Annotated in this window: 16 protein-coding genes; 12 read left to right on the top strand and 4 right to left on the bottom strand. The window is 53.5% G+C overall.

Annotated elements, in window-relative coordinates:
- The first annotated feature begins 244 nt into the window (after positions 1–244).
- Genes HDF15_RS00990 through HDF15_RS00970 form a run of 5 tightly spaced genes read left to right on the top strand, consistent with a single transcriptional unit; the run spans position 245 to position 5,464 of the window.
- The gene (locus HDF15_RS00990; protein ID WP_260330748.1) at positions 245–1,612 is read left to right on the top strand and encodes a nucleotide sugar dehydrogenase; all 1,368 of its coding nucleotides are present in this window, start codon (positions 245–247) and stop codon (positions 1,610–1,612) included.
- 51 nt (positions 1,613–1,663) lie between these two features.
- On the top strand, positions 1,664–2,578 hold the full coding sequence (locus HDF15_RS00985; RefSeq protein ID WP_260330747.1) for a glycosyltransferase family 2 protein: 915 nt from the start codon (positions 1,664–1,666) through the stop codon (positions 2,576–2,578).
- A gap of 23 nt (positions 2,579–2,601) precedes the next feature.
- A complete protein-coding gene (locus HDF15_RS26150) occupies positions 2,602–3,360 on the top strand; it encodes an N-acetyltransferase (RefSeq protein ID WP_184252410.1) in 759 nt (252 codons plus the stop codon).
- A gap of 5 nt (positions 3,361–3,365) precedes the next feature.
- Positions 3,366–4,475, top strand: coding sequence for a non-hydrolyzing UDP-N-acetylglucosamine 2-epimerase (gene wecB / locus HDF15_RS00975; RefSeq protein WP_184252582.1), 1,110 nt, complete (start codon positions 3,366–3,368; stop codon positions 4,473–4,475).
- On the top strand, positions 4,433–5,464 hold the full coding sequence (locus HDF15_RS00970) for an NAD(P)-dependent oxidoreductase (RefSeq protein WP_260330746.1): 1,032 nt from the start codon (positions 4,433–4,435) through the stop codon (positions 5,462–5,464). Before wecB ends, HDF15_RS00970 begins: the two co-directional genes overlap by 43 nt.
- Before the next feature lie 171 nt (positions 5,465–5,635).
- Here HDF15_RS00970 and HDF15_RS00965 read toward each other — a convergent pair whose 3' ends face one another.
- Positions 5,636–6,622, bottom strand: coding sequence for an NAD-dependent epimerase/dehydratase family protein (locus HDF15_RS00965; protein ID WP_184252409.1), 987 nt, complete (start codon positions 6,620–6,622; stop codon positions 5,636–5,638).
- 377 nt (positions 6,623–6,999) lie between these two features.
- Here HDF15_RS00965 and HDF15_RS00960 point away from each other — a divergent pair, with 377 nt between their 5' ends.
- The 3 genes from HDF15_RS00960 to HDF15_RS00950 are packed head-to-tail and all read left to right on the top strand — an operon-like array spanning position 7,000 to position 10,363.
- Positions 7,000–8,157 carry a DegT/DnrJ/EryC1/StrS aminotransferase family protein gene (locus tag HDF15_RS00960; protein WP_184252408.1) on the top strand — a complete coding sequence of 386 codons (1,158 nt, stop codon included), beginning with the start codon at positions 7,000–7,002 and terminating at the stop codon, positions 8,155–8,157.
- 3 nt (positions 8,158–8,160) lie between these two features.
- Positions 8,161–9,501, top strand: a complete 1,341-nt coding sequence (locus tag HDF15_RS00955; protein WP_184252407.1) for an exopolysaccharide biosynthesis polyprenyl glycosylphosphotransferase — start codon at positions 8,161–8,163, stop codon at positions 9,499–9,501.
- A gap of 40 nt (positions 9,502–9,541) precedes the next feature.
- A complete protein-coding gene (locus HDF15_RS00950) occupies positions 9,542–10,363 on the top strand; it encodes a universal stress protein (RefSeq protein WP_184252406.1) in 822 nt (273 codons plus the stop codon).
- A gap of 289 nt (positions 10,364–10,652) precedes the next feature.
- Here the strand turns inward: HDF15_RS00950 and HDF15_RS00945 are convergent, their stop codons facing one another.
- Both HDF15_RS00945 and HDF15_RS00940 read right to left on the bottom strand, forming a co-directional pair.
- Complete coding sequence (locus HDF15_RS00945) at positions 10,653–12,593, bottom strand: IPT/TIG domain-containing protein (protein WP_184252405.1); 1,941 nt, start codon at positions 12,591–12,593, stop codon at positions 10,653–10,655.
- Positions 12,594–12,943: 350 nt separating this feature from the next.
- Positions 12,944–14,347 carry a sigma-54-dependent Fis family transcriptional regulator gene (locus HDF15_RS00940; protein WP_260330745.1) on the bottom strand — a complete coding sequence of 468 codons (1,404 nt, stop codon included), beginning with the start codon at positions 14,345–14,347 and terminating at the stop codon, positions 12,944–12,946.
- A gap of 396 nt (positions 14,348–14,743) precedes the next feature.
- Between HDF15_RS00940 and HDF15_RS00935 the strand changes: the two genes are divergently transcribed.
- From HDF15_RS00935 to HDF15_RS00920, 4 genes are all read left to right on the top strand, one after another.
- Complete coding sequence (locus HDF15_RS00935) at positions 14,744–16,984, top strand: winged helix-turn-helix domain-containing protein (RefSeq protein WP_184252403.1); 2,241 nt, start codon at positions 14,744–14,746, stop codon at positions 16,982–16,984.
- A gap of 229 nt (positions 16,985–17,213) precedes the next feature.
- The gene (locus HDF15_RS00930) at positions 17,214–18,050 is read left to right on the top strand and encodes a DUF1080 domain-containing protein (protein ID WP_184252402.1); all 837 of its coding nucleotides are present in this window, start codon (positions 17,214–17,216) and stop codon (positions 18,048–18,050) included.
- Positions 18,051–18,146: 96 nt separating this feature from the next.
- Complete coding sequence (locus HDF15_RS00925) at positions 18,147–19,001, top strand: DUF1080 domain-containing protein (RefSeq protein ID WP_184252401.1); 855 nt, start codon at positions 18,147–18,149, stop codon at positions 18,999–19,001.
- A gap of 92 nt (positions 19,002–19,093) precedes the next feature.
- A complete protein-coding gene (locus HDF15_RS00920) occupies positions 19,094–20,194 on the top strand; it encodes an alpha/beta fold hydrolase (RefSeq protein WP_184252400.1) in 1,101 nt (366 codons plus the stop codon).
- Between the two features lie 70 nt (positions 20,195–20,264).
- Here HDF15_RS00920 and HDF15_RS00915 read toward each other — a convergent pair whose 3' ends face one another.
- Complete coding sequence (locus HDF15_RS00915; protein ID WP_260330744.1) at positions 20,265–23,954, bottom strand: RICIN domain-containing protein; 3,690 nt, start codon at positions 23,952–23,954, stop codon at positions 20,265–20,267.
- Positions 23,955–24,208 lie beyond the last annotated feature (254 nt).

The raw sequence follows: 24,208 nt of genomic DNA, 5'->3' as shown, positions 1-24,208 counted from the left end.
TGCCTTTTAGCTGCCATAGAGGAAGAAGAGCAAGTATTTGCAACCTGTTTGCATACAACTTGATCGCCGAAGGAATATCGGATTGCGTAGCTCACGCAAAGCTTTGCATACTCGTTTGACTGGGGTAGGGCAGAGTGCTGCTGTTCGGTTAGTATCTGCCGGGATGATAGTGAATGAGCTGAGGGAAACCTGGTTTTCTCCAGCGTCATAATCATTTGGCATCCTGCATGCCCTAACACCGGACATGACAACCACTATCGCAGTCCCACTCCCTTCCGTCGCCGAACACCAACTGCTGAAACTGAATAACCGGACAGCGAAAGTTGGCGTCATCGGTCTTGGCTACGTCGGTCTACCTCTCTCGCTCCTGTTCAGTGAAGCTGGCTTTGTCGTCCAGGGTTTTGATATTGACGCCAAAAAAGTCTCGTCTCTGTCCGAAGGACGCAGCTATATTCAACGCATTCCTCACACAGACATTCAGGTTGCTGCCGAGCGCGGTTTCAGCGCAACCAAAGACTTCTCCGTGATCTCTGATCAGGATGTGATCATCCTTTGCGTTCCTACACCCCTCACGGAGCATCGTGAGCCAGATCTGAGCTTCATTGAGAAGACGGCGCAAGCCATCGCTCCGCACCTCCGTGTTGGCCAGTTAGTGATCCTTGAGAGCACGACGTATCCGGGAACTACTGAAGAGATCTTGATTCCGATCCTCAACAGGGGTAGCCGCATCGGACTCCATGCCCGGGAGTCCGATAAGGATGTAAGCGATAACGTGTTCTACGTGGCATTCTCGCCCGAACGCGAAGACCCGGGCAACAATACCGTAGCCCGGCGTGACATCCCTAAGGTTGTCGGCGGACATGAGCCGATCGCGGGCCAGTTGGCGGGCGCTCTCTACGAAAACATCTTTGGTCGTGTGGTGAAGGTTTCTACCACGCAAGCGGCTGAGATGACGAAGCTGCTCGAGAATATCTACCGCTGCGTAAATATTGCCCTAGTGAACGAGTTGAAACTACTTTCGCTCCGCATGGGTATCGATATCTGGGAAGTGATTGATGCGGCCGCAACGAAACCGTTTGGTTTCCAACCCTTCTATCCTGGTCCGGGTCTTGGTGGTCACTGTATTCCGATCGACCCGTTTTACCTGAGCTGGAAGGCGCGCGAGTGGGATTTCCATACCAAGTTCATTGAGCTCGCGGGTGAAATCAATGAAGGTATGCCGCGCCACGTGTTGCAATCGGTATCAGAGGCGCTGAACCGGCGTTGTAAGTCTCTGAGCGGGTCTAAGATCCTTGTTTTGGGTATTGCCTACAAGAAGGACATCGACGACCTTCGAGAGTCACCGTCTTTGCAGATCATTGAGTTGCTGCAGCAGGAGCAGGCGAAGGTAGATTACAACGATCCTTACTTCCCAACCGTAGGGAGAGGACGTCACTACAACCTGGGTATGAAGAACACGTCGCTGGATACGATTGGCGACTACGACTGTGTTGTTATCGTGACGGATCACTCAGACTATGACTACGAAGCGATCGTTGAAGGTGCGAATCTCGTTGTCGATACTCGAAATGCGACTAAGGGAATCAACTCACCGAAGATCGTTCGCTGCTAAAACGAGACCTCTCTCTAACATGGAGGCACATGATGCCTTGGGTGGATTTCGATGAATAAAACTCCGCTTCGAATAGTTCCGAGCGTTTGTATCATGGTCCCTCTCTACAACGAGGAGCAGACTATGGAAGTCCTGGGCAGGGCGCTGCTAAGCTTGCACCGCCGCCTGTCGGGAAGCTTCAAAGTTTGCTACCTCTTTGTAGACGATGGAAGTCAGGACGAAACATTCAGCCGGATCCGCAGTACCGTTCCTCCTGGTGCAGAGTACGAAGCCTACAGGCACCCTGAAAATCGCGGCCTTGGAGAAGCGTTTCGCACGGCATTCCGCCATGCAAATGCAGATATTGTTTGCACGATTGATGGTGATTGCAGCTATAAGCCGTCGGATTTGTTTGCAATGATTCTGAGAGTTCTTTCTGGTCATGCGGATATTGTTGTTGCGTCACCATACCATCCTCTGGGTGACGTGCAGGGGGTACAGGGCTGGAGGCTTGCCCTCAGCAGCGGATGTTCTCGGCTCTACCGCGCGTTCACACCCTTGAAGTTGTACACCTATACCAGTATCTTCCGTGCCTACCGAGGATCTGTTGTCAAGGAGTTGCGGTCATCCAGGAGGGATTTTGTCGCCGCGGTCGAGCTATTACTGAGTGCGTCTTCGATGGGTTGCAAGATAGAAGAAGCACCACTTGTTCTACACCGGCGGTGTACGGGAAGTAGCAAGATGCGGATCGCTAAGACGATTTCGGGACATCTGGGGCTTCTTTCTCAGTGCATCCTTGGCCATGGATATCCGGCTTCTCTCAAAGCAGGCAAGCAGCTAATTTATCCGAAAGCTTCAGTTGAAATTGGAGCTTCGGCGGAAGAGCACCAGATGCAACGATCCAAGGCCTTGCAGACATGGGATCCGGTAACAGTGGGCCAACATTCTCAAGAGATGAGTAAGGCAAAAAAAGGAGCAACTCTGTGAACGCGCTGACAAGGCAAGACTGTATGACGATGACTTTTCGTTCAGAGTATCCAGGGGTGCTCTTTGGTCGGTATGTCGTGATTGGTGAGGATGTCACCATCGGCGCTGGGACCGTATTGGGAAATAATGTTGTTGTCCATGATGGCTCAAGTATCGGCTGCGATGTTCGGATTGATGATGGCGTTGTTATCGGCAAGGAGCCGTTGCGTTCAAGACTTAGCGCGATGGCTTCCCACGTCGACCTAGAGCCCGCTTCGATTGGAGATGAAGTTCTGATTGGTACCCACGCCGTGATTTATCGAGGAGCAACGGTGGGCAATAGCGTACTGATCGCAGATCTCGCTACAGTACGAGAGCAGGTTACGATCGGCGAAATGTCGATTATTGGGCGCGGTGTGGCAGTCGAAAACATGGTGACCATTGGGAGAAAGTGCAAGATTGAGACAGGTGCCTACATTACTGCAATGTCGTCGATCGGGGACTTTTGCTTTGTGGCGCCGGAAGTTACTTTCACAAATGACAATTACGTTGGCCGTACGGAGGAGCGCTTTAAACACTTCAAGGGCGTAACGATGCAAATTGGCTCTCGCATTGGAGCAAATGCAACCGTTCTCCCTGGAATAGTGATCGGTGAGGATGCATTAGTTGCCGCCGGCTCCATTGTCACCAAAGACGTTCCGAGCCGTGCGATCGTGATGGGGTCGCCGGCTCGTGTAATTCGGCAGGTTCCAGCCGATCAACTGCTGAGTGCTACTACTCCTCGGTCAGGTGGTTCTCAGTGAAAATTATGTCGATTGGGGGAGCCCGGCCACAATTCGTAAAGATGGCCATGATGTTTCATGGGATAGAGGCCTACAAAGCACGGAATCACTGCAGCATCGATCACGCTATTTTGCACACAGGGCAGCACTACGATCCACTGATGTCGGACATCTTCTTCGAAGAACTGGGATTGGCGATGCCGCATCCGATCATTGGTACATCATCAGGAACTCCAGGGGTTCAAACTGCGGCAATGCTGGCCAGCATTGAAGTTGAACTGATGAGAGAAACGCCCGATCTTGTTTTGATCTACGGTGACACTAACTCTACGCTCGCCGCTGCGCTTGCAGCCTCGAAACTTCATATCCCGCTTGTTCACATTGAAGCCGGTTTGAGAAGCTTCAACCGTGAGATGCAAGAAGAGATCAACCGCATCGTCAGTGATCATGTCTCTGACCTTCTCCTTGCTCCGACGACGGCATCGATAGATCAGTTGAAGGCCGAGGGATTGGGCGGCCGCGCGGCGTTGGTTGGCGACCTCATGCTGGACGCCGTTGCACACTACACGAGCTCGGATCGGACCAGTGCGGTGCTTGACAAATATGGCCTTGACGGCAAGAGCTATGCGTTGGTCACGATGCATCGTGCGGAGAACACCGATTCCTTCAAGCGGCTTACGGCCATTCTGTCTTCACTGGCGAAGTTTCCGATACCCATTGTGCTGCCCCTTCATCCGAGGCTCTCACGCTTACTTGGAGTTGAAGGGAGAAGGATGCTGTCGAGTCACGACCACATCCACCTGGTCGAACCGGTCGGATATCTTGAGATGCTAGTGCTCGAACAACGGGCGGATGTCATCGTCACCGATTCGGGCGGAATGCAGAAGGAAGCTTATTTCCTTGGCACTCCCTGCGTCACGCTTCGTGACGAGACTGAATGGACCGAAACGCTTCACGATGATTGGAACGTACTTGCAGGCAGTGAATCAGAGACGATTCTTAGGGCCGTCAGGCACGCACTGGAGCGCTCGTCAAGGGCTGTTGAACAGCCAAGGAACCTCGCTGCATTCGGAGGTGGGCAAGCCGCAGCTCATTGCATCGACGAGATTATGAAGTTTATGGAGAAAAAGAAATGAGCAAACTACTAATTACTGGAGCAGCCGGTTTCCTGGCATCACATCTTGTTGACCTGATGTTGAGTCGCGGCTATGACGTAACGGGTGTCGACGATTTGTCGCACGGAAATGTGCAGAACCTTGACGGGGCTTTGCGGGATAGCCGGTTTCACTTTTGCCAGGTAGATGTCTGCGATATGAGCGCAATGCGGCGTTGCGTCGACAAAGTCGATACCGTTATCCATCTTGCGGCTTACAAGATTCCGCGCTATGGAACAGCTACCAAGACGCTTCTGGTCAATTCACAAGGGACGATGAACGCGCTGCAGCTAGCTTGCGAGAAGTCTGCAAAATTTGTCATCACCTCAACTTCTGATGTGTACGGCAAGAATCCAAATGTGCCGTTCTCTGAAGATGCGGATTCTGTTCTGGGTTCCCCAACCGTTGGCCGCTGGGCGTACGCTACTTCTAAGCGCTATGACGAACATCTTGTGCTGGCCATGGCAGAGGACTGCGGGATCTACACGACAGTTCTGCGCATCTTCGGATCTTATGGTCCTCGCCAGAACCTGAGCTGGTGGGGTGGTCCTCAATCCGTCTTTATTGACGCTATTCTTCGTGATGAGGTTATTCCTATCCATGGCGATGGCCAGCAAACCAGGTCATTCACGTTTGTCAGCGACACCGTGCGTGGTATCGCTGCCGCTGCGGAATCGTCCAATTGCAATCAGGAGATCATCAATATCGGAGCAAACGAAGAAGTTAGCATTCTGGATCTTGCGAGTCGTATTTATCGGATGTGTGGTAAGTCGGGGTCACCCGCAATCAAACTGATTCCGTATGATGAGATCGCAAACCGCAAATACGAAGACGTTCGTCGCCGGATTCCGGACACGCGAAAGGCGAAGGAGCTTTTGAATTTCGAGGCGAAAATTCCTCTCGAGCAGGGCCTGCTTGAGACAATTGCCTGGCAACGTCAGTGGATTACGCCTCTGGTCCATGCCGACTAGGAGAGAAACAGATATAGCCCCCGTCCACTGGACGGGGGCTATGCATTTTAATCGCTTTGATTAGAGTAGTTCCCTGTTACTGGGAGCAGATAAAGCAAGCGAGTGCCGCTTTTCTTGGGGAAAAACCGCACTCAGGACTGTGACTCGCCCTACACCTACAGGGAAACTGCTTTAGCGACTGATAGCCATCTGTTCGAAGTGCTTTGGTGCTACCTTCAATGTCTTTTGGATATACCACGACACGGTCTCTTCCAGGCCCTGTTCGAAGGTGTGAGTGGGCGAATATCCGAAGGCGGAGCGAGCTCTGGAGATATCTGCCTGTGACTGAAATACATCACCAGCACGCATCTCCTTGTAGGCCGGGGATGCTCGAAAGTCCAAGATCCGCGCAAGGGTGCCGTAAAGCGTATTCAACGTCTGACTCCTGCCAGTGCCTATGTTGAAGACTTCTCCTGCAACGACCTCGCGAGGGGCCTCGCACGCGAGCAGGTTCGCCGATACGACGTTTGCTACATAAGTGAAGTCCCGGCTTTGAAATCCGTCGCCAAAGATTGTTGACTGCTCTCCGGCCAACATATCTGTGATGAATCTGGCGATGACTCCTGAGTAGGGTGAGTCCGCAGCCTGCCCCGGTCCAAAAACATTGAAATAGCGCAGGCATACTCCTTCCAGACCATGTACAGCCCAAAAGCTTTTGACATAATTTTCGCCTGCTAGTTTTTGTACGGCATACGGTGACAGCGGTGCTGGGCACATGGATTCGTGCTTTGGATGAGCCTCTTGATCGCCATATGCCGAAGACGACGCTGCATAGACTACACGGGAGACACCGGCCGCCTGCGCGGCCATCAGAACGCTTAGAGTGCCGGTAGCGTTAGCCGTATGGCTGCTCATTGGATCATTGATCGATCGAGGTACTGACGCAAGAGCTGCTTCGTGCAGCACAAAATCAATGCCACGCATGAAATCGCAAAGACGATCTGTCTCGTTGATGTCCATCTGGCAAAAATCAATATCCGACAGAATGTCCGACAAGTTTGAGATGTCGGAACAGCTAAGGTTGTCGACTCCTCTCACTTCGTGACCCGAAGCTAGAAGTGCTCGTGCGAGCGACGATCCAATAAATCCTGCGATCCCAGTAACTAAATAGCGAGCCATCTGTTTCAGCGCCTCGTCTCGATGAAAAATTGTCGATCGAAGATACGAAGTTGCATGTGCCCTGCCAATCATGCTCTGAGGTGTGTAGATCTGAATGCACCGAGTGATAAGGCTAGAGTGCTCCGTATGGCTGCATGAAAGAACGCTTGCGCAAAGACCGCCCTCGCTCTTGCACATAGATATGCAACTGATTGCATCGCTTGTAGTTACGGGGGAATGTAGGACGTTACAGATGCTGCATCGCCAGGGTCCCGAACAGGGTCATGAGGCCGAAGATTGGAAGGCGAAATGCATATATATCCCCGAAGAGGGCGCACAGGTTCTACAAGCGGTTGGCAGCCTTCAAATATCGATATCTAATACTGGAGCCCAATCTCATGGGAAAAAATCCGCAGGGCGCTGTGATCCCGGTCCTCAATCTAAAAGGGCAATATCTGGCGTTGCAAGATGAGATTCAACTGGCCATACAGAAGGTACTGTCTACCCAGAGCTTTATTTTGGGTGAGAATGTGGCAGCCCTGGAGGAAGAAATTGCTCAGTACTGCGGCGTTGGGTATGGAGTCGGCGTAGCTTCGGGAACCGACGCTCTTCTTCTCGCACTGAAAGCTGCAGGGGTAGGTCCGGGCGATGAGGTCATCGTGCCAGCGTTTAGCTTTGTCGCTACTGCCGATGTGGTAGGCCTATTGGGCGCCATTCCAGTATTTGTGGATATCGATCCAACTTCGTACACAATCGATGTCTCCCAGGTAAAAGCGTCGATCACTTCGAATACGCGAGCCGTGATTCCGGTCCATCTTTACGGCCAGCCTGCGAACATGGCGGAGCTGCTTACCATTTGCGAAGAGCACGGACTGATCTTGATTGGAGACACTGCTCAAGCACTAGGAGCTGATTATCACGAATCGCCCGTTTGCTCTTTCGGTGATTTCGGTTGCATCTCGTTTTTCCCCAGCAAGAATCTTGGCGGTTACGGCGATGGTGGAATGATCGTCGTGAAGCAGAAGGAACAGGCTGATCTGCTGAAGAAATTACGAAGCCATGGAAGTTCTGTGAAGTACTGTAGCGAAATCCAAGGCTGGAACAGCCGGCTTGATGAACTTCAGGCTGCAATACTCCGCGTCAAGCTGCCCTATCTGGATCAGTGGAATTTGATTCGCGCTGAGCACGCAGCGATGTACAACCAAATACTCGGGGACATCGACGGGTTAGTCATCCCAAAGACAATGAGTGACCGCACCCATGTTTTTCATCAATACACGGTACGCGTTGCCAATCGCGATGCTATTCGCACGATGATGCTGGAGTCCGGGATCGAGACGGCGGTTCACTATCCGATACCGCTGCACCTTCAGCCGATGTACAGATCGCTTGGGTATCGAAAGGGGGATTTGCCAGTAGCTGAAAGGGCAGCCGAGCAAGTGTTATCTCTCCCGGTCTATCCCGAACTTGAAGATAGTCAGATTGAGAGAATTAGCCTGGCTTTACGGGCAGCCGTCGAGTCACAAATGGAAGTTCTGTTACCTATTGAGGCATGAGAAATGAAAATATCCGGAAAAGCACTTCCACCCCGCGCCGCCGGTTTGCTGATCTTCGATTTTATGGCTCTGGTGGTAGCAACGCCCTTTTTATTTATGCTCGCAAGCTTTATGCATCCGGAGGGAAAGTCAGTCGCATCCGTTGTGGTTTCAACTTTGCGTGTTGTTGCGATGGGACTCGCCTGCCAGGCTGTGTTCTATTACAACGAGCTTTATAATCTGCAGATCGTTCGCCAGCATGTGGCGACTCTCACTGGATTGCTCCGAGCCTTTGCTCTCATTTTTCTAATATTAGCCGTCGGATCGATTGCTTTCCCAGCTACGGCACCTATGCTCTCGCGTGTCCTGTTAGTGGCAATATGTCTGGCCGCTCTTGCGTTTGTGGCTCGCGTTCTGGCTTTACCTCGAGAACGCGAACGGCTGCTCATCCTGTCACCCGCTGAAGAGGCAGCGGAACTCCAGCAGACAGTGATCGATTGCCCGGAATGGAATCTCGAGATCGCGCAGATTGCTCATCCGTCCAAACTGGACACAGTTGTTCCACTTGGGATGGAGCCAACCGAGAGATTCGATCGGATCATCGTTGCAGAAGGTTTTCGACAAGACACAGATTTATTGGAGCGCATGCTGGAGTGGAAGTTGAAGGGACTACCGGTCGAAAGCATTCAGACCTTTTACGAACGTGCGCGCGGCCGCATAAGGATGCATGATCTTACTTTGGATCAGTGCCTCTTTTCTACCGAATATAGCCACGGGATAGTAACGCGCCGGTTGAAGCGGATGCTCGACGTATGTCTTGGGTCTATTCTCCTTCTGCTGTTTGCGCCAATCATCGCTCTTGTCGCTCTGTTGATTGTCCTGCAGCATGACGGACCGGTGATCTTTCGCCAAGGTCGCGTTGGTCTCAATGGGAAAGTATTTCAGATTTATAAGTTCAGGACGATGCGATCTCCCGTCGGGGATCATTCACCGAAATGGGCAACGGAAGAAGTAGATCGCATTACTCCTGTTGGCCAATTTCTGCGAAAGTATCGCTTCGACGAGCTTCCGCAGCTAGTGAATATTTTGAAGGGTGAGATGAGCCTGGTTGGACCAAGGCCGGAACAACCCGAGTTTTGTCGCCTGTTGGCAGAACACATTCCCTTCTATGCACAGAGGCATGCTGTACTCCCGGGCCTGACAGGCTGGGCGCAGGTTCGTTATCACTACGGCGCAAGCATTGAAGAATCGCGGCGCAAGACGGAGTTTGATCTGTTTTACGTGAAGCATCTCTCCTTTGGGATAGACTGCGCAATTCTTCTTGAGACAGTTAAGGTTGTTCTCGTAGGGCGTGGAGCTCTCTGATACTTAGGGTTCCAATTGAGTCATTCGGATGAGGTGGTACATGACCTTAGACCCTCACCGCAAGGATTTCAGCCTGTCCAGGATACTCCTGGCGACCGACCTTACGGCTAATTCAGATGCGGCGATAGATTACGCTAAAGTCCTGGCGCGGACGTTTCATTCTCTCGTTCTCATCGTTCACATCATCGATAATGTTCTTCCCACCGAGCCTGCGACGACAATGAGCCCGCCTGAGATCCTTCGAATACGAAATACGAAGAGGAAGAACTTGTTGCGAGTTAAGACAAAGCTATCCGGGGCTGGTATTCAAACGCGGGTGATCTTATACGAGGGACACCCGGTCAACTCAATTCTCGTCATGTTGGCGCGACACCGCAAAGCAGACCTGCTCGTGGTTACTGCAAATCATGACTTGACGAAAGCCGAACTCACTGCACAGGCTCTGTTGGAAGATGTTCTGCCCGCATACCAATGTTCGCTCTTTGTAGTCGGCGTGCGGGCGAATGAATACGGACTTCCTGCTGGTCTCGCAAGTGTTCTGTACGTTGAAACCGGGCTGGACGATGTTAGCGTTTTAGCTTCATCGTATAGCCAGGCATTTGCGGAGAAGGCTGGGGCAGTTCTATATACTCTCCAACTTGGCTTGGAATGGCCTTTATCGGAAGGGGTGGGGGAGACAGAGTCGACGACGAATCGAGAGGCAGCTTTGCAGAACGTTGTAGATGTTATCGAGGCGCACAATGCAGACATTCTTATTTGCAGTCTGTCTCAGAAGAAGAATCTTGTGCAACAAGAGCAACTGCATCTCATAAAAGATCTGATCATGCGTATACGATTCCCGGTTCTGATCCTATCCACCTAGGTGAATTGCGCCATCTTTTGTGCGTCTGTCCCATGCTTGCAAAGGGAAGCGAAAGATAGCTCGTAGATGAAGGCGGACCTCGTCGATATTCGCGTCATAGAGACGAGGGGGATAGAGTGCGAGCGGCAACTGTAGTTAGCTCAGGCATTGATATTCCGTGCCCGATGTACGTCATGATATTTCGCGCGAAAGGTTCCAAACGAGAATAGCCAGAGCCGGCGTGATGCAAGGTTTTTGAAAAAGGGGAACGGGCTTGGTAGAACCCGCTCCCCATCTGAAGGGGCAAGAGTTATTCGTAGGCCCCAATGGCGGGTGGATTCGGGTGGACGTCTCCTAAGATGTCTGTTGTGGACAGCTTGGAAGTCGATCCCGCCTTAAGCGCTGGTGAATTGGATTGCAGATCGAAGTTAGTCGTGGAGACGAATGCCGGGTTTGTAGAGACGGGCCGAGCATCCCAACTCGGGGATGTCCCTGCACCAAACCACAGATTATTTGTCCCACTTACGTTCTGGCTTCCCGATTCGATGTAAGGCTCTGCACTGCTGGTTTGAGAGCAGATGTTGTTGGTAAGGACTAAGCCTGCCCCTGCTGTTACCACACCAAAGCAGCCATTCTGGTTCCCGGTGGTGTATTGCCCAGCGTCCACAACCGTATTGTTGTAAACCTGCACAGTACCGCTTGATGAACCAGCGGGGTCGGAGTTAACTGCAATGCCGACTTCATTTGCAACACCGTACGGGTTCGATGCAAGTGCGATGTGAGAAAGCACATTGTTGTAGGCTTCCACCACTCCCTTCGACGGATCGACCGATGCAAAGCCTATGCCGTCGCAGTACCCGCCTGTAATGACGTTGTCATGTACATGAAGGTCGTATAGATTCGCTCCTGTTGTGGCATGGAACATAATGCTGCGGCAGTAGCCCTTGAAGTTCTGTCCAATATTGTTCCATCCAACGTCTGCATGATTCACATTGGAAGAGAAGTAAACGGCGTGATAGGTCTTATCAACGTTGCCGCCTGTATTGTTGACATTGTTGCCCTGAAAAACCCATGTATCCGTTGGTGTACCCGTTTCTCCAAGCACGCAGGCCGTGCCACCAAGTCCAGCGGGTGGCGCCGGGCAAGAGAGACTGTTGTTGATGATGCGGACATTGCCAGCCTCATCGTCGATGGCGGAGTTGCCACCAATGATTGTCAGGTTTGCGATGGTGAGGTATTTTCCCCAGCCGTGAATTCCATTTGCTACAGATGTACTGCCAACATTAACCGTTCCGCCAGGGTAACCCACGATCGCGAGTTGCTTTGTCGGAGAACTACCTCCGAGGTCTGTCGAGACAGTAGCGTTATAACCCCGACCATCATCTACATTAACTGCCACGCCAGGCTCGAGGTAGATGATCGCGTTTTGAGCAGGTGAGCTATTGTCCTTGGATGTGAGCGAATTGAAGGCTGCTCTCCACGTCTTGAATGGAGCACTAAAGGTCCCGGTATTGGTGTCGAGGCCCTTTGCCGAAACGAAGACGATCGTCGTCGGAGCGACGGTAAATGGGTATCCATTGGAGGGCAGTCCGTCTACAGTTACCTGGAGCGAACCGGTGGTTGCTGCACTACCAAGCTGGGCGATGATGGCTGTATTGCTCCAACTGCACAGGCTGCAGTCTGTCACCAGATTGCCCCCAAGCTTCACCGTGCTACTACCTTGTGAGGTGCCGAAGTGATCCCCAAAGATCCGTACGTAAGCGCCATTGCCATTGTCTCCACCGGTTCCTGATCCGACATTAATGTCGGTATAGTCGATGTGCGGTGCACCGGCTGTGGTACTTCCTGTTGTTGGCGGTGGTGTAGTTGGGGGCGGTGTCGTTGGAGGTGGTGTTGTTGGCGGCGGAGTAGTTTGCGTCGCTGCCTTTACCGTGACGGTCGCAACGGCGGTCACAGACTTCGTAGAATTAGTCGCTACGAGTGTGAAACTAGTACTTTTTGAGGGGATTCCTAAGGTGAGGCCGGTGAGTGCTTTTTTTTCACCATTGATAGTGACTGATGTTGCGTTCGTGACTGTCCATTTCAGTACGATTGACTGGCCGGCGGTTACCGTACTGGGGGTGGTGGTGATTGTTGCTGTGGGGGGCGTTGCTGTGAGGGTTTGAGAATTGCTTTGGGGCGACAGCGACTGCGTGCAACCGAGTTGAGTGCCTGCCAGAAGGCAGGCAAGTAATATTGTGATGTTCTTCATTTGCACTCCGGAGAAGACTCTTCAGACACAGCGCCGGCGTGACGCACTGTGGATGGCCCATGTGTCACGCTACGAGGCGTGAGCGTATAGGAACAGTGACGCTGATCTAAAGAGACTATGGGGAAGGGGGAGGGGGGCGCTTAGCTGAAGGGGAGAAGATCCAGACCTAAGCCCTGATTGCACATGGCGGTAGTATCACCACGTCTTTCGGCGTTAGGAAAACCATAGCTCAAACCGCAACAATGTGCAAGTTTTTGCACATTGTTGCGGTTGATTGGAAAACCGAGGTTGTAGGGGTAAATCTGGAGGTCTACCGGTGATGTGTCCTGAAATACAGAGCAAATTTATTATTAGGCGCTTCGCGCGTGTGTCATGTGATGCCGGTTCTGGGTTAGCCCATACTGTTGGATCTTATACAACAAGGAACGGTAGCTGATGTTGAGATCCACAGCGGCATGACGGCGATTCCAACCAGATTCCTCTAGTGCCTGTTGAATAAGCCGGCTTTCTGTCCGATCCCTCTGGGTCCGGACAATTAATCGCATGCCAGCTATCTCCTGCGAATCCTCTCCAACCACTGGTACAGGTGCCGCGTGGATCCCACGTGTTCCACGGATACGCTCCTCCAAGTCTGCCTTGACTCTGTCTGTGTTGCCAAGTACCTGGATACGAATGACGTAATTGGAAAGCTCTCTCAGGTTGCCTGGCCAGCGGTATTCCATCATCAACGTCATCACCTCTGGAGAGATATAAACAGGGTCGCGGCGCAGACTACCAGCATGGTGGAGCACGAGTTGTTCAATCAAAAAGGGAATCTCTTCTCTCCGCTCCCGAAGTGGAGGAATTTCTATCGTAAAGGCGCTAATTCTGTAATAGAGGTCTTCCCGAAAGGCATTCTGTGCGATCGCCGTCTCGATATCGACATTGGTTGCTGCGATCACCCGGACGTCAACATGAGACTCGGTGCGCGCTCCTAAGCGCGAATAGCGACCGTCCTGCAAAACGTGCAACAGCTTGGCCTGCATGGGTGCACTCATTTCTCCGATCTCATCGAGAAGCAACGTCCCATGGTCAGCCAATTCAAACTTTCCGGCCTTCGCTTTGATCGCCCCGGTAAAGGCTCCTGCCTCGTATCCGAACAACTCGCTTTCCAGCAGATCCGGTGGCAGAGCTGCACAGTTCAAGGACGAGTAGCAGGCGGACGAGCGTAGCGAGTGCTTATGGAGGAGAGCTGCGACAACATCCTTTCCGACACCACTTTCTCCCAGAATCAGGACCGGTACGTCCACTGCCGCAAGCAGGCAAACCGTTTCGTAGAGTTTCATCATGGCTGGGCATGCTGCCAGAAAGTAGCGCCCACCGGGCAAGTCTTCAATGTAGCAAGGCGTATCGTGTCGCTTGCTCGAGATTTGGCTAACGGCAGGTGCCGGTAATATCGCTGCTTTGCGAACGGAAACTGTCTCTAAAACCCGCTCAAAATCATGCCGTTGCACAGGCTTCCAGATAACATTTCGTATTCCCAATCGTTCAGCGTCATTTCTCCAGTAGGTCGTCCCCATCGGGCTGATGATCCATAGCCGTGATACGTCCATTTTGCTGGCCACCTCCTCTAGAAACCTGCCGGTACGCAAAGACGGAAGTTCCATATCAACAAGTAAGACGTCGCATGAATGCTCATCGCGAAGCAGAAGAAGGATCTTCTGTGGATCGATGATCGTTTGGTAGGAGTGACCCTCCGCCTCAAATACAGACATACAGCGCGTAGTTACTACATCGTCAGAACTAGCAGTGATTACCGCTAAGTGAGTGTGCATTGGACCACCTTTACGAGAAAGTTCTTTGCCTTTGGGCCCGAATACAGGCCGGAACTAATCTCCGACCCCTGAAAATCCAGCTTGGAGCTTGACACACGTATCGCTTGTGACATGTGACGAATGTCACATAGGTGAGCGGCAGTTACACCTAATCTCAAATACGTACCAGATCTCGATATCAATACAGGACACATTTCAACTCTTCCATACCTGCAAATCTTGAAATGGCATAGCTTTTGCTACTAGGCATCACGGTTGTGGTTAATACGAACGTTGATTGATCCCAAAGTAGCATCACGTTCTTAGCAAGTCCTCAAATGGTAAGGAATTGATGGTTTGACGCTTGTTTGGATGGCTAAGGGTAATAAAATGAAGAATTTAGAGCGCTTTGGACCATTCTCGCTAGAACGATCTCCACTGAGATTACGCAGAGATTTTGAGATCATTAGTCTTACTACGAGACAACTTGAGACCCTTGAGTTGATCGTCAGCGCCCGTGGTCGCATCGTTCCAAAGGAGAAGTTCTTCGAGGTTGTTTGGAAGGATGCCATCGTTGAAGATGGCAATCTAACGCAAACCATCTTCCTTTTGCGCAAAGCCCTGGGGAGGCTTCCGGATGGAGGAGAGTTCATCGAGACGGTTTCACGTCAGGGGTATCGCCTGGCGCCGACAGCTCTGGTTCCGAATAGTGTGGGCTACACAAGTAGTGAAGCTACAAATACTGAAGCCACCAGTATTGAAGCCGACCAGCTCTCAAAGCCTGCGGTCAACGAGGGAAGAGAAGACGTTCGGTCGCCTTTCGCCACAATATTGAAGCAGGTGAGACCCGGCGCGTATTCAGACGTGAAGGTGCTCCTTACGCGCGAAAGGCTCCTCCTCACCCTCATTATTGGACTCCTTGTGTGTCTTGGTCTGGCCGGATGGAATCTTGGACACGTATCCATACCCCACCCGACGATTCTTCGATCAGTAGGGGTTACAAACGACGGGATGCAGAAGAGCATACATCTACCGCTTCTACTCAACGGCGATTACCTCTATGTGAATGAAACAATTGACAACCTTAATTACCTTGCCCTGTACAACACGGATGGCGAACGCATCATGCGCATTCCGTCGCCGGTGACGGGAGGGCGAGGATTGAGCATCGTGCATGAACCCTACAGACTGCTCTTTGGAGTTCCGTGGGATTCCGCTTCGCCCTTTACCGTGTTGTCTGCGTCCGGGGGCGCGTCCCATCTCGACGGTCTGAGCGGGAGAACCATCGCGGTCTCTCCCGATGAGAATACGCTCGCTGTCATCAAGGGAAGGCAGCTTTTGCTCGCCGATCAAGCGGGAGGGAACGTAAGAACGCTCGCTACGCTGCCGAATGTTGCATATTGGCCGGAGTGGTCTCCTGATGGAAAGCACATCCGCCTCACAACCTGGGCGGGCGACTATCGACAAAGTCTCTTGGATATTAATGTTGCCGACGGTTCTTTGACACCGCTTCTCGCTGGTAGTCCCCATGAACACACGGTATGTTGCGGATCGTGGAGTTCCGATGGCAAATATTTTGTCTACGTCGTCGATGAGGGGTATCGAAGTTCTCTATGGATTCGAGACGAAAGACGAAATATCAAGTTCCTGCTCAAGGAAACTGAACAGGAACTCGTCTCTGGTCCTGTTGACTTCTGGAATGCACCGATCATCAGTCACGACAATAAACGTCTGTACGCAATCGGACATGAGGCGAGAGGAGAATTAATTCGACTCCCGAGAGGTGAAGGCAGTTATGTCCAGCCACTCCCTGAAGATCTTTCAGCCGATACGGTGACGTTCTCCCGCGACGGCCATTGGATCGCGTACACCTTGTTTCCGGGAGGAAGCCTATGGCGAAGCCGGCCCGATGGCTCGGAGAAACTCCAGTTGAGTCGACCTGGCAGGATGACGCGGGCGCCGCAATGGTCACCGGACAGCGCCAACCTCGTCTATCAATGCGCAATCCCAGGTGAGGCATGGCAGATCTGTGAGGTATCAGTGGACGGACTTTCGGTGAGCAACCTCACGAATGCTGCCCAGGTTAGCGGGGTCGCGACCTTCTCCGCCAAGGGAGATAAAGTCGCATACGGACAAGATGTTGACCGGGGCTTTCAGTTGCAGGGAGATATCTTCATAACAATCAGGGACATCAAAAGCGGGCAGCAAGAAAAGCTCTCAGGCTCCGAGGGCCTCTACAATGCTCGCTGGTCCCCTGACGGAAGATACATTGCCGCGACGGCATCGGGTACCCAGGCACTTATGCTCCTTGATTTCCAGACGGGCCATTGGTCAAAACTAACTGACCAGCCGGTGAATGATCTTATCTGGAGCCCTGATTCGAAGACTGTTTTTTTCGATACGCGGCAGGGTGCCGACAATGGCATCTTTGCTGCATACCCTTCCACTGGCAAGGTGGAGAAATATTTCGATGCAAAAAAGCTTCGAAGAACGGGGTTCCCCCCGTGGCGCCTTTCGGTCACACCTGACGGCGTGCCCGTCGTCCTGCAGCAAGCTGGCATGAGCGAGGTCTACCGTTTCGATATTGACCTTCCGTAAACTTCGTTTTACCTTCATGTTGCGAAGTCGATCCGTGAAAAGCTTGTGGGGACTCGATGGAGTCGCAGGCGCAGGTAGAACAACTACGCTCGCAGCCGTCCGTGGAAGGTGCGCCTGCAACCGGCAAGAAGGGGGGCTAGTCCTACTTCAGGGGGCGGTGGATGGCTCTGACGTCCTGCTGGTCGATCCTGAGTGATTTGGGCTGGGCACTCGTTGTATCGTTTTAGACATGATGCGTACTGGTTCGCTACGATTCTCCAAACTTCTTATCCTGATAGCCGTTTCCACTCCGGTACTGGCACAACAAGTTGCCGCATCCCAGGGAGCGGGACAGCAGGTTGGGGCGCCGGCACATGTGCCGAAACATGAAGACACCGAGGTGTGGGAGCCGGTGCCGCCTGTGGTGCAACCGGGCAACGAAAACAGTATGCCTCCCTCGGATGCCACCGTCCTGTTTGATGGGAAGAACCTTGATGAGTGGGTATCTACCTCGGATAAATCGCCTGCGAAGTGGATCGTTCATGACGGTATCGTGACCGTGAGCAAGGCGCAGGGCGTCGGTAACATTGAGACAAAGAAGACCTTCAGAGATTATCAACTTCACGTTGAGTGGAGGATTCCATCCAACATTACGGGTAGCGATCAGGCGCGCGGAAACAGTGGTGTGTTTCTGGCCTCCACCGGTACAGGCGATAGCGGATATGAGCTGCAGATACTCGACTCGTACATCAACAAGACCTATGTGAACGGCCAGGCCGGAAGCATTTATAAGCAAGGTATTCCGCTGGTGAATCCGGCGCGTAAGCCAGGCGAGTGGCAAAGTTACGATGTGGTGTGGACTGCTCCGCGGTTCAATTCCGATGGTTCGTTGAAGAGCCCGGCTTTTATCACCGTGTTCTTTAATGGTGTGCTGGTGCAGAACCACTTCGAGCTAAAGGGAGAGACACTATATGTGGGCCAGCCCACGTATAAGAAGTACGATACCGCTCCGATTAAACTGCAGGCGCACGGTGACCATAGCGAACCGATCAGCTTTCGCAATATCTGGGTGAGAGAACTCAAGTAGCGTTTCGATGGCTAAGGTGTTGTCGCTTCGTGCAGTCAGATAGTAGAGTTCTCCTGTATCGCTTAGACGTTGTGGAGTTGTGAGAACCGGAGACTTATGAACCGTCGTCATTTGCTGAAAACTGGTGCCTCTTTCGCCTTGGGCTGTGCGGTTTTACCGCATCGGTCACTGGCTCAAACGAAGCCTCTGCCGTTGCCGCCTGCCGGTGCGGATGGGTGGGTTTCGTTGTTGAATGGCCGCGACCTGACGGGCTGGTACACCATGCTCGAGAAGTCCGGGAAGAGCGTTGCCGAGGCGAAGAAGATGGTGACGATGGAAGAGGAGATGCTTCATATCCTGGGCAACCAGGTGACGGACGAGCACTTCGAACCCGGCTACCTGGCGACGAACCAGGAGTTTGAAAATGTTCGCATTCGTGTGGAGTACAAGTGGGGCGTGAAGCAGTTTGAGCCGCGTAGTATCTCGAAGCGCGACAACGGTTTGCTGTACGGTCTGGTGGGTGCCGATAAGGTTTGGCCTACCTGTGTTGAGTGCCAGATTGAGGAAGGAGATGTTGGTGATTTCTTTCTCGTCAGCGGAGTCCGTGGCATTCAAGGGGATCATGGTGCCGGCCTGTTCGCGCAAGGCGTTAGCAGGGAACACGGGTTTCCAACGGTGAATGGGACGCGCGCCGCGAAGGGGCAGCCCGCCGCCGAGCCAGTGACAGGGAGACTGAAGAAGGATGGCAACTTCGAGAATCTCAATGACTGGAACGTTGTGGAAGTGATCTGGCAGGGAGATCAGGCCGCGCATCTTGTGAATGGAAGAGCCGTCAATTCGATCTCAGGATTGCAGCAGCCTGACCCTCAAAATCCGGGCAAATTCATTCCGCTGACGCGTGGGAAGATCGCGATTGAAATTGAGTTTGCGGAGATTTGGTTCCGAAGGATCGAAGTCAAGTCGCTCGTGTGAGTAGCGGCTTTCCCGATACGGGAACGACTTCGGCAGTTGTGACTGCGATATGCTTGGCCTACGGAATATTTGTGCCTATAGGAGTTTGCCGCGTGCGCCACCTTCTCTCACTCACAGTCTTCAGTCTCTCCTCGCTTGTCGCTGCACAGGCCCTATCCGCTCAAACACCTGCTACTCCGGCCTATAAAGGCGTGCAGGGCGTGTATACGGCGAAGGACTTTCACTTCGGTACTGGCGAGACAATTCCTGAGCTTAACCTGCACTACCTCACGCTGGGGTCACCGCATCGGAATAGCGCAGGGCTCGTCGACAATGCAGTCCTCCTGCTTCACGGCACCGGCGGCGACGAGCACACGCTCTTTGCGCCGCAGTTCTCCACGGTTCTCTTTGGGCCCGGTCAACCGCTGGACATCACGAAGTACTTCCTGATCTTTCCGGATGACATCGGACAAGGCGGCTCCTCCAAGCCGTCCGATGGACTGCACATGCGGTTTCCGCACTATGACTACGACGACATGGTTCGCTCACAGCACCAGATGCTGCTGGAAGGTTTGCACGTTGACCACCTTCGGCTGATTCTTGGCACATCGATGGGCTGCATGCAGAGTTTTGTGTGGGGCGAGACCTATCCTGACTTCATGGATGCCTTGATGCCGCTGGCGTGTAATGCGGTCGCACTTGCCGGGCGGAATCGGATGACGCGCTATATGGCGATTGAGAACATCGAGCGGGACCCAAACTGGAAAGAGGGCGAGTACACGAGTGAGCCTGTCGAAGGCCTGCGCAGTGCAAACGAGATGTTGCTGATCATGGGGTCCGCGCCATTGCAGATGCAGAAGCTCTACCCCACACGAGTGGCTGCGGAGGGGTATGTCGACAAGTATCTGGACCGCACGGTCGCTTCAACCGACGCGAACAACATGATCTATTACGTCGACGCTTCGAGGAACTACGATCCGAGTGCGAACCTGAAAAAGATCAAGGTGCCTGTGATGTGGATCAACTCCGCGGATGACTTCATCAACCCGCCGGAGCTTGGCATCGCGCAGAAGCAGGTGCAGGAGATGCCACACGCAAAGTTCGTGTTGATTCCCATCTCCGATGTGACGCGCGGCCATGGCACACATACAGCGGCCGCTATTTGGAAGGACTACCTTGTAGAGTTGTTGGCTGAGTCGGAGCCGAAGCACTAAGGTTTGTTGCGAAGCGCAAAGGCGCTGCACAAGTGCAGCGCCTTTGCGTTGTTCCGGATGGAAGATGCCGCTACTGTACAACCAGAGTGATCGGGAGAGTTGCTGTCTGGCCGCCATCCGTGGCCGTTACGGTGACGGTGCTGGTACCCGTGGGGGTCCCGCTGGTGCCGCCTCCACTATTGCCACTGTTGTTACTCCCATTGCATGCGGTCATCATCATGCCAGTGGAGAGCAGCAACAGTAGCAGGAATAACCGTTGCCATTGCCGCTTTCTCGTGGCGAACAATCCACCGATCGCCAGCAGGCCGGGTAGCGCCAGCGCATACATCATTTGCGCCTTGCTATCCTTTGCCGGTGACACCAGAGCCATGCTGGCCGCGGTTGTGGTGATCTGAAGGGTCGATGTATCGGAGTTGCTCAGAGCACCGGGGTTGCAGGAGGCTCCCACCGGTAGACCGGAGCAGGTGAAAGTAATAGCGCTGTTGGCAAAGTTCACCACGGTCAGCGTGGTTGAACCGGAGCCACCCGGCGCAGAGATGGTCACTGTGGTCGAGCTTGCCGTGATCGTGGGTGACGGAGCGGGAGCGATCGTGATAGAGAGACTCGCCGATGAGGTTGCGGGTGTGCTCTCAGAGTCGGAGATTTGTACCGTGAAGTTGTCCGTGCCGGCCTGCGTCGGAGTGCCCGAGATGACGCCCGTACCGGCGTTAAGAGTCAGCCCGGGCGGAAGGCCGCTGGGGATACTCCAGGTATACGGCGGAACGCCACCAGTGGCTGCGAGCGTGGCCGAATAGGTTGTTCCCACCGTGCCACTCGGCAGACTGGTTGTAGTGATTGATGTGGGAGCCACGACCACCGAGAAGGAGGCCGTGGCGCTAACCAGATTAGGACTGCTGGCCGAGAGGGAATAAACACCGGGTACGTTCAGAGGAGCACCGCTCAGGTTGAAGCTGGCTACACCTGCGGAGCTTGCAGCAGTCTGGTTGAACCCTGAAGGACCCGTGACAGTCAGCGTCACAGGTTCCGACGGAGATCCAATGAGCGACCCGGCCGTATTCTGAACGTTGACATTGATCGTACCGAGGTTGCCTCCGACAGGAACGGACGTGGGTGGTGCGGAGGCAAACGCCAATATCGCAGGGGTGCTTGTTGCGCTGATATGGACGGGAACAATCTGCCATAGTTGTCCCTGGTTCGCGGGCACCATCCAGTCGCCGTTGGAGGGAGAGGTCGGCGTTTGTTGCTGGATCGCGGACCCTGACAAGGCAAGGACGAGACCACTGTTTTTGTTGACGATCATGTAGTAATCCCCGGTCGCTGTCAGGGGAGGGTTCGTGCAGTTGGCCGGTATGTCGCCGCAGTTTCCGACCGACATGATGTCCCATTCCTGGCTGGCATTTGTGCCGGTGATCGCGGTCACGCCAGCCGTTTCGGAGTTCTGCACCACTGGGCTGTTGGCGGTAGTGACACCTCCGTTGTCGAGGACGTTGATTCCTCCTGTCTGGTTTCCGTTGACGATCTGGAAATAGCCATCGCCCAGGTTGTTCATCAGGATGGTGCCGTTCGACCCGTTTGTACCGTTGTACGCAGGCCCGCCGTACTGTTCGACATCGGCGCCCTGTGCCAGAATCTGCCATTGCTGATTCTGGCTCACGATTCCGGTATAGGTAGCCACATCGAGCGATGCCTTGGGAGCAGTCGATGCCAGCGCTGTCTCCAGAATGTTTCCGTTGACCGCACTTACCAGCATGTAGCTAAGCGTGGGGTCCGTTTTGCCGCCCAGTCCCATCATGGCCGGCAACGTGGCATTGTCGAGAGCAGCTTCACCAGCCCCACTGCCGGCCACCGTCGAAGTCGAGTTATCGAAGAGACCAAGCTGGGCGCTAAGCCAGTACTGGCCGGGGTTACCGTTGCCTGTACCAGAGTAGAAGTCCCCGCTCATGGGCGTTGACTCGCAAGCCCAGCAGTCCATGCCCATGCCCATGTGGTTGGTAGCGTTATGCTGCACGGTCTCGAGGTCGATATAGTATTCACGCTCAAATCCCCGGCTTGCAGGATTAGGCGTGATATTCAACTGGCTCCCGTAATAATCGTCCAGCGGAGTGTCACCGCCGACATTGGTGTACGCCACGCCGTCTTCTGCGGTGAATACCGGGTATCCAGCGTTTGGATCCGCTATTTCGGCGTTCATTGTTGTCTCTTCAATGTTCTGGGGATTCTTGAAGCTGTTGTTTGTGTCGCCGTGAGGCGAGTAGCTGAACTGTGCCTGAGTCATAGCACCGTCCCAGCCGGGATAGTAGCTCTGGCAAGCGACATCGATGGGAAGGTTGGCAGTCTTCGGTCCCTTGAAAAATGTGTCCAGGGCCGGAGTGCCGTCAATGTCGACGCAGCGGAGGGGCACCGCCACGGGCGACCCAAGAACCGGGTTTGAGGTGTCAGTTGCGGCATCGGCAACGGCCTGCAATCCCGCCAGTTGGAAAGCGGTAGCTGCGGCCGACATGGTAGGCCCGTTTGGCGTGTAGTTGCTGCCGTCGAGGTTGGTGAACAGGCCGAGATTGGCTTCATTGCCCAGAGCAACCATGTCTGGCATGGCACCGGCTGCGCGATAGAACTCGAGCAACTGCTTGACGTAGTTGTAGACGAGGTATTGGCCGTTGCCTCCGTTCGGATTCTCCGGAGAACCTTCCAGCGAGGCGAGAGGCTGATTCAGCCAATTGCCAGGATTGCTGCCACCGTTGCCATCATAGAAGAGAGTGAGGAAGACCGACATCCCCAGTTTCTTCGCACGCACAGCCAGATCAACACCTGACCAATCTGACTCGACGGCGCCAAATCCCGGATTCGTCAGCGCAAAGACCTGGCTTGTCTTGTTAATCGGGAAGGTTGTCGAGGTACCGGTAGAGAGGGTGTATTTGGTATAGGGACCGGTTGACATCGAGTAGGTGAGGCTTCCGTACTGGTATGTCGTGCTGATCGAAGCTGGACGGATGCGGATGGAGTTCAACCCTGCGTTCTTGAAGATTTGCAGCATGTCCTGTCCGGGAAGATAGGCATCGTGCCACCAGGGAAGGTTTCCGGTATTCTCAGCCGGTGTGGAGCGGTCGTACTCTTCCACTTCAGCGGTAGACATGTCATTTCCGCGCCAGTAGGCAGCGCGGAACAACCATTGCTGATTGGCGGTGGGAGAACCGGAGAGTGGCGTTTGATTGAGTTGCGCTCCGACGGAGGCGGACTCGCCGACGCTATCCAGCACATTGCCGGTGGCGACGTTGGTAATCGTGTTGTAGCCATTGTTCACATACGTGAAGGTCCATTCCTGTGACGGGGTGTTGACGGTGCAAGGATTCTGCACCGTTAAGGCGGAGCCGCCGGAAGAGGAGCTGTCCAGGCAGAGATTGTTCTCGATGTTGCTGAATTTCCAGTTACCATCGGGCATCTTGGTGAAGGCCCACCTCTGGCTCAGGCTGGAGAAGCTTCTTGTCTCCTGAAGTATCTTGTCGCCAGCCGTTACGGAATTGCTATTGAGATCCATCTGCAAGCCGGAGACTCGATTGATGAGGTAATAAGTTTCGCCATTGATCGGGCTTGGATCAACTGGTTCCGGCGGTTGAACGATCTGGGCTCGAACGAGAGGCGCACAGAAAAGACCGAGGAGGCATATCGCAAGACCAATCCGCGGTCTGATAATCCGTCTGAAGCCAGGCAAGTTTAACCCCGGCACTTTGTCACTGCTCTTAATCACGCAATCTGGATTTCGCATTGAATGTTCCTTCTGCTTCTGCAGGGATCGCTCGACGCCACAGAGATTCACGAGGGTTACTGGGAGAAGCAAACGAATACTATTTTCGCGATGGTTACTCTTGCATCCGACTAAAGTAGGACAACCCTAAAGAATTAAAAATAGGGCCTTCACCTCAGAGGCTGTCTGAAAACTAGCTGCACGAAACTAGTTGCAGGCTCCGCCGAAGAGATGCTCCGAGCCGCGAGATATGAGTTGCGAGAGGCGAGAGATGA

It is taken from the genome of Granulicella mallensis (genome assembly GCF_014203225.1).
Classification (GTDB): Bacteria; Acidobacteriota; Terriglobia; order Terriglobales; family Acidobacteriaceae; genus Granulicella; species Granulicella mallensis_A.
The sequence above is the reverse complement of the archived record's forward strand: the minus strand, read 5'-3'. Positions and strand labels throughout refer to the sequence as shown.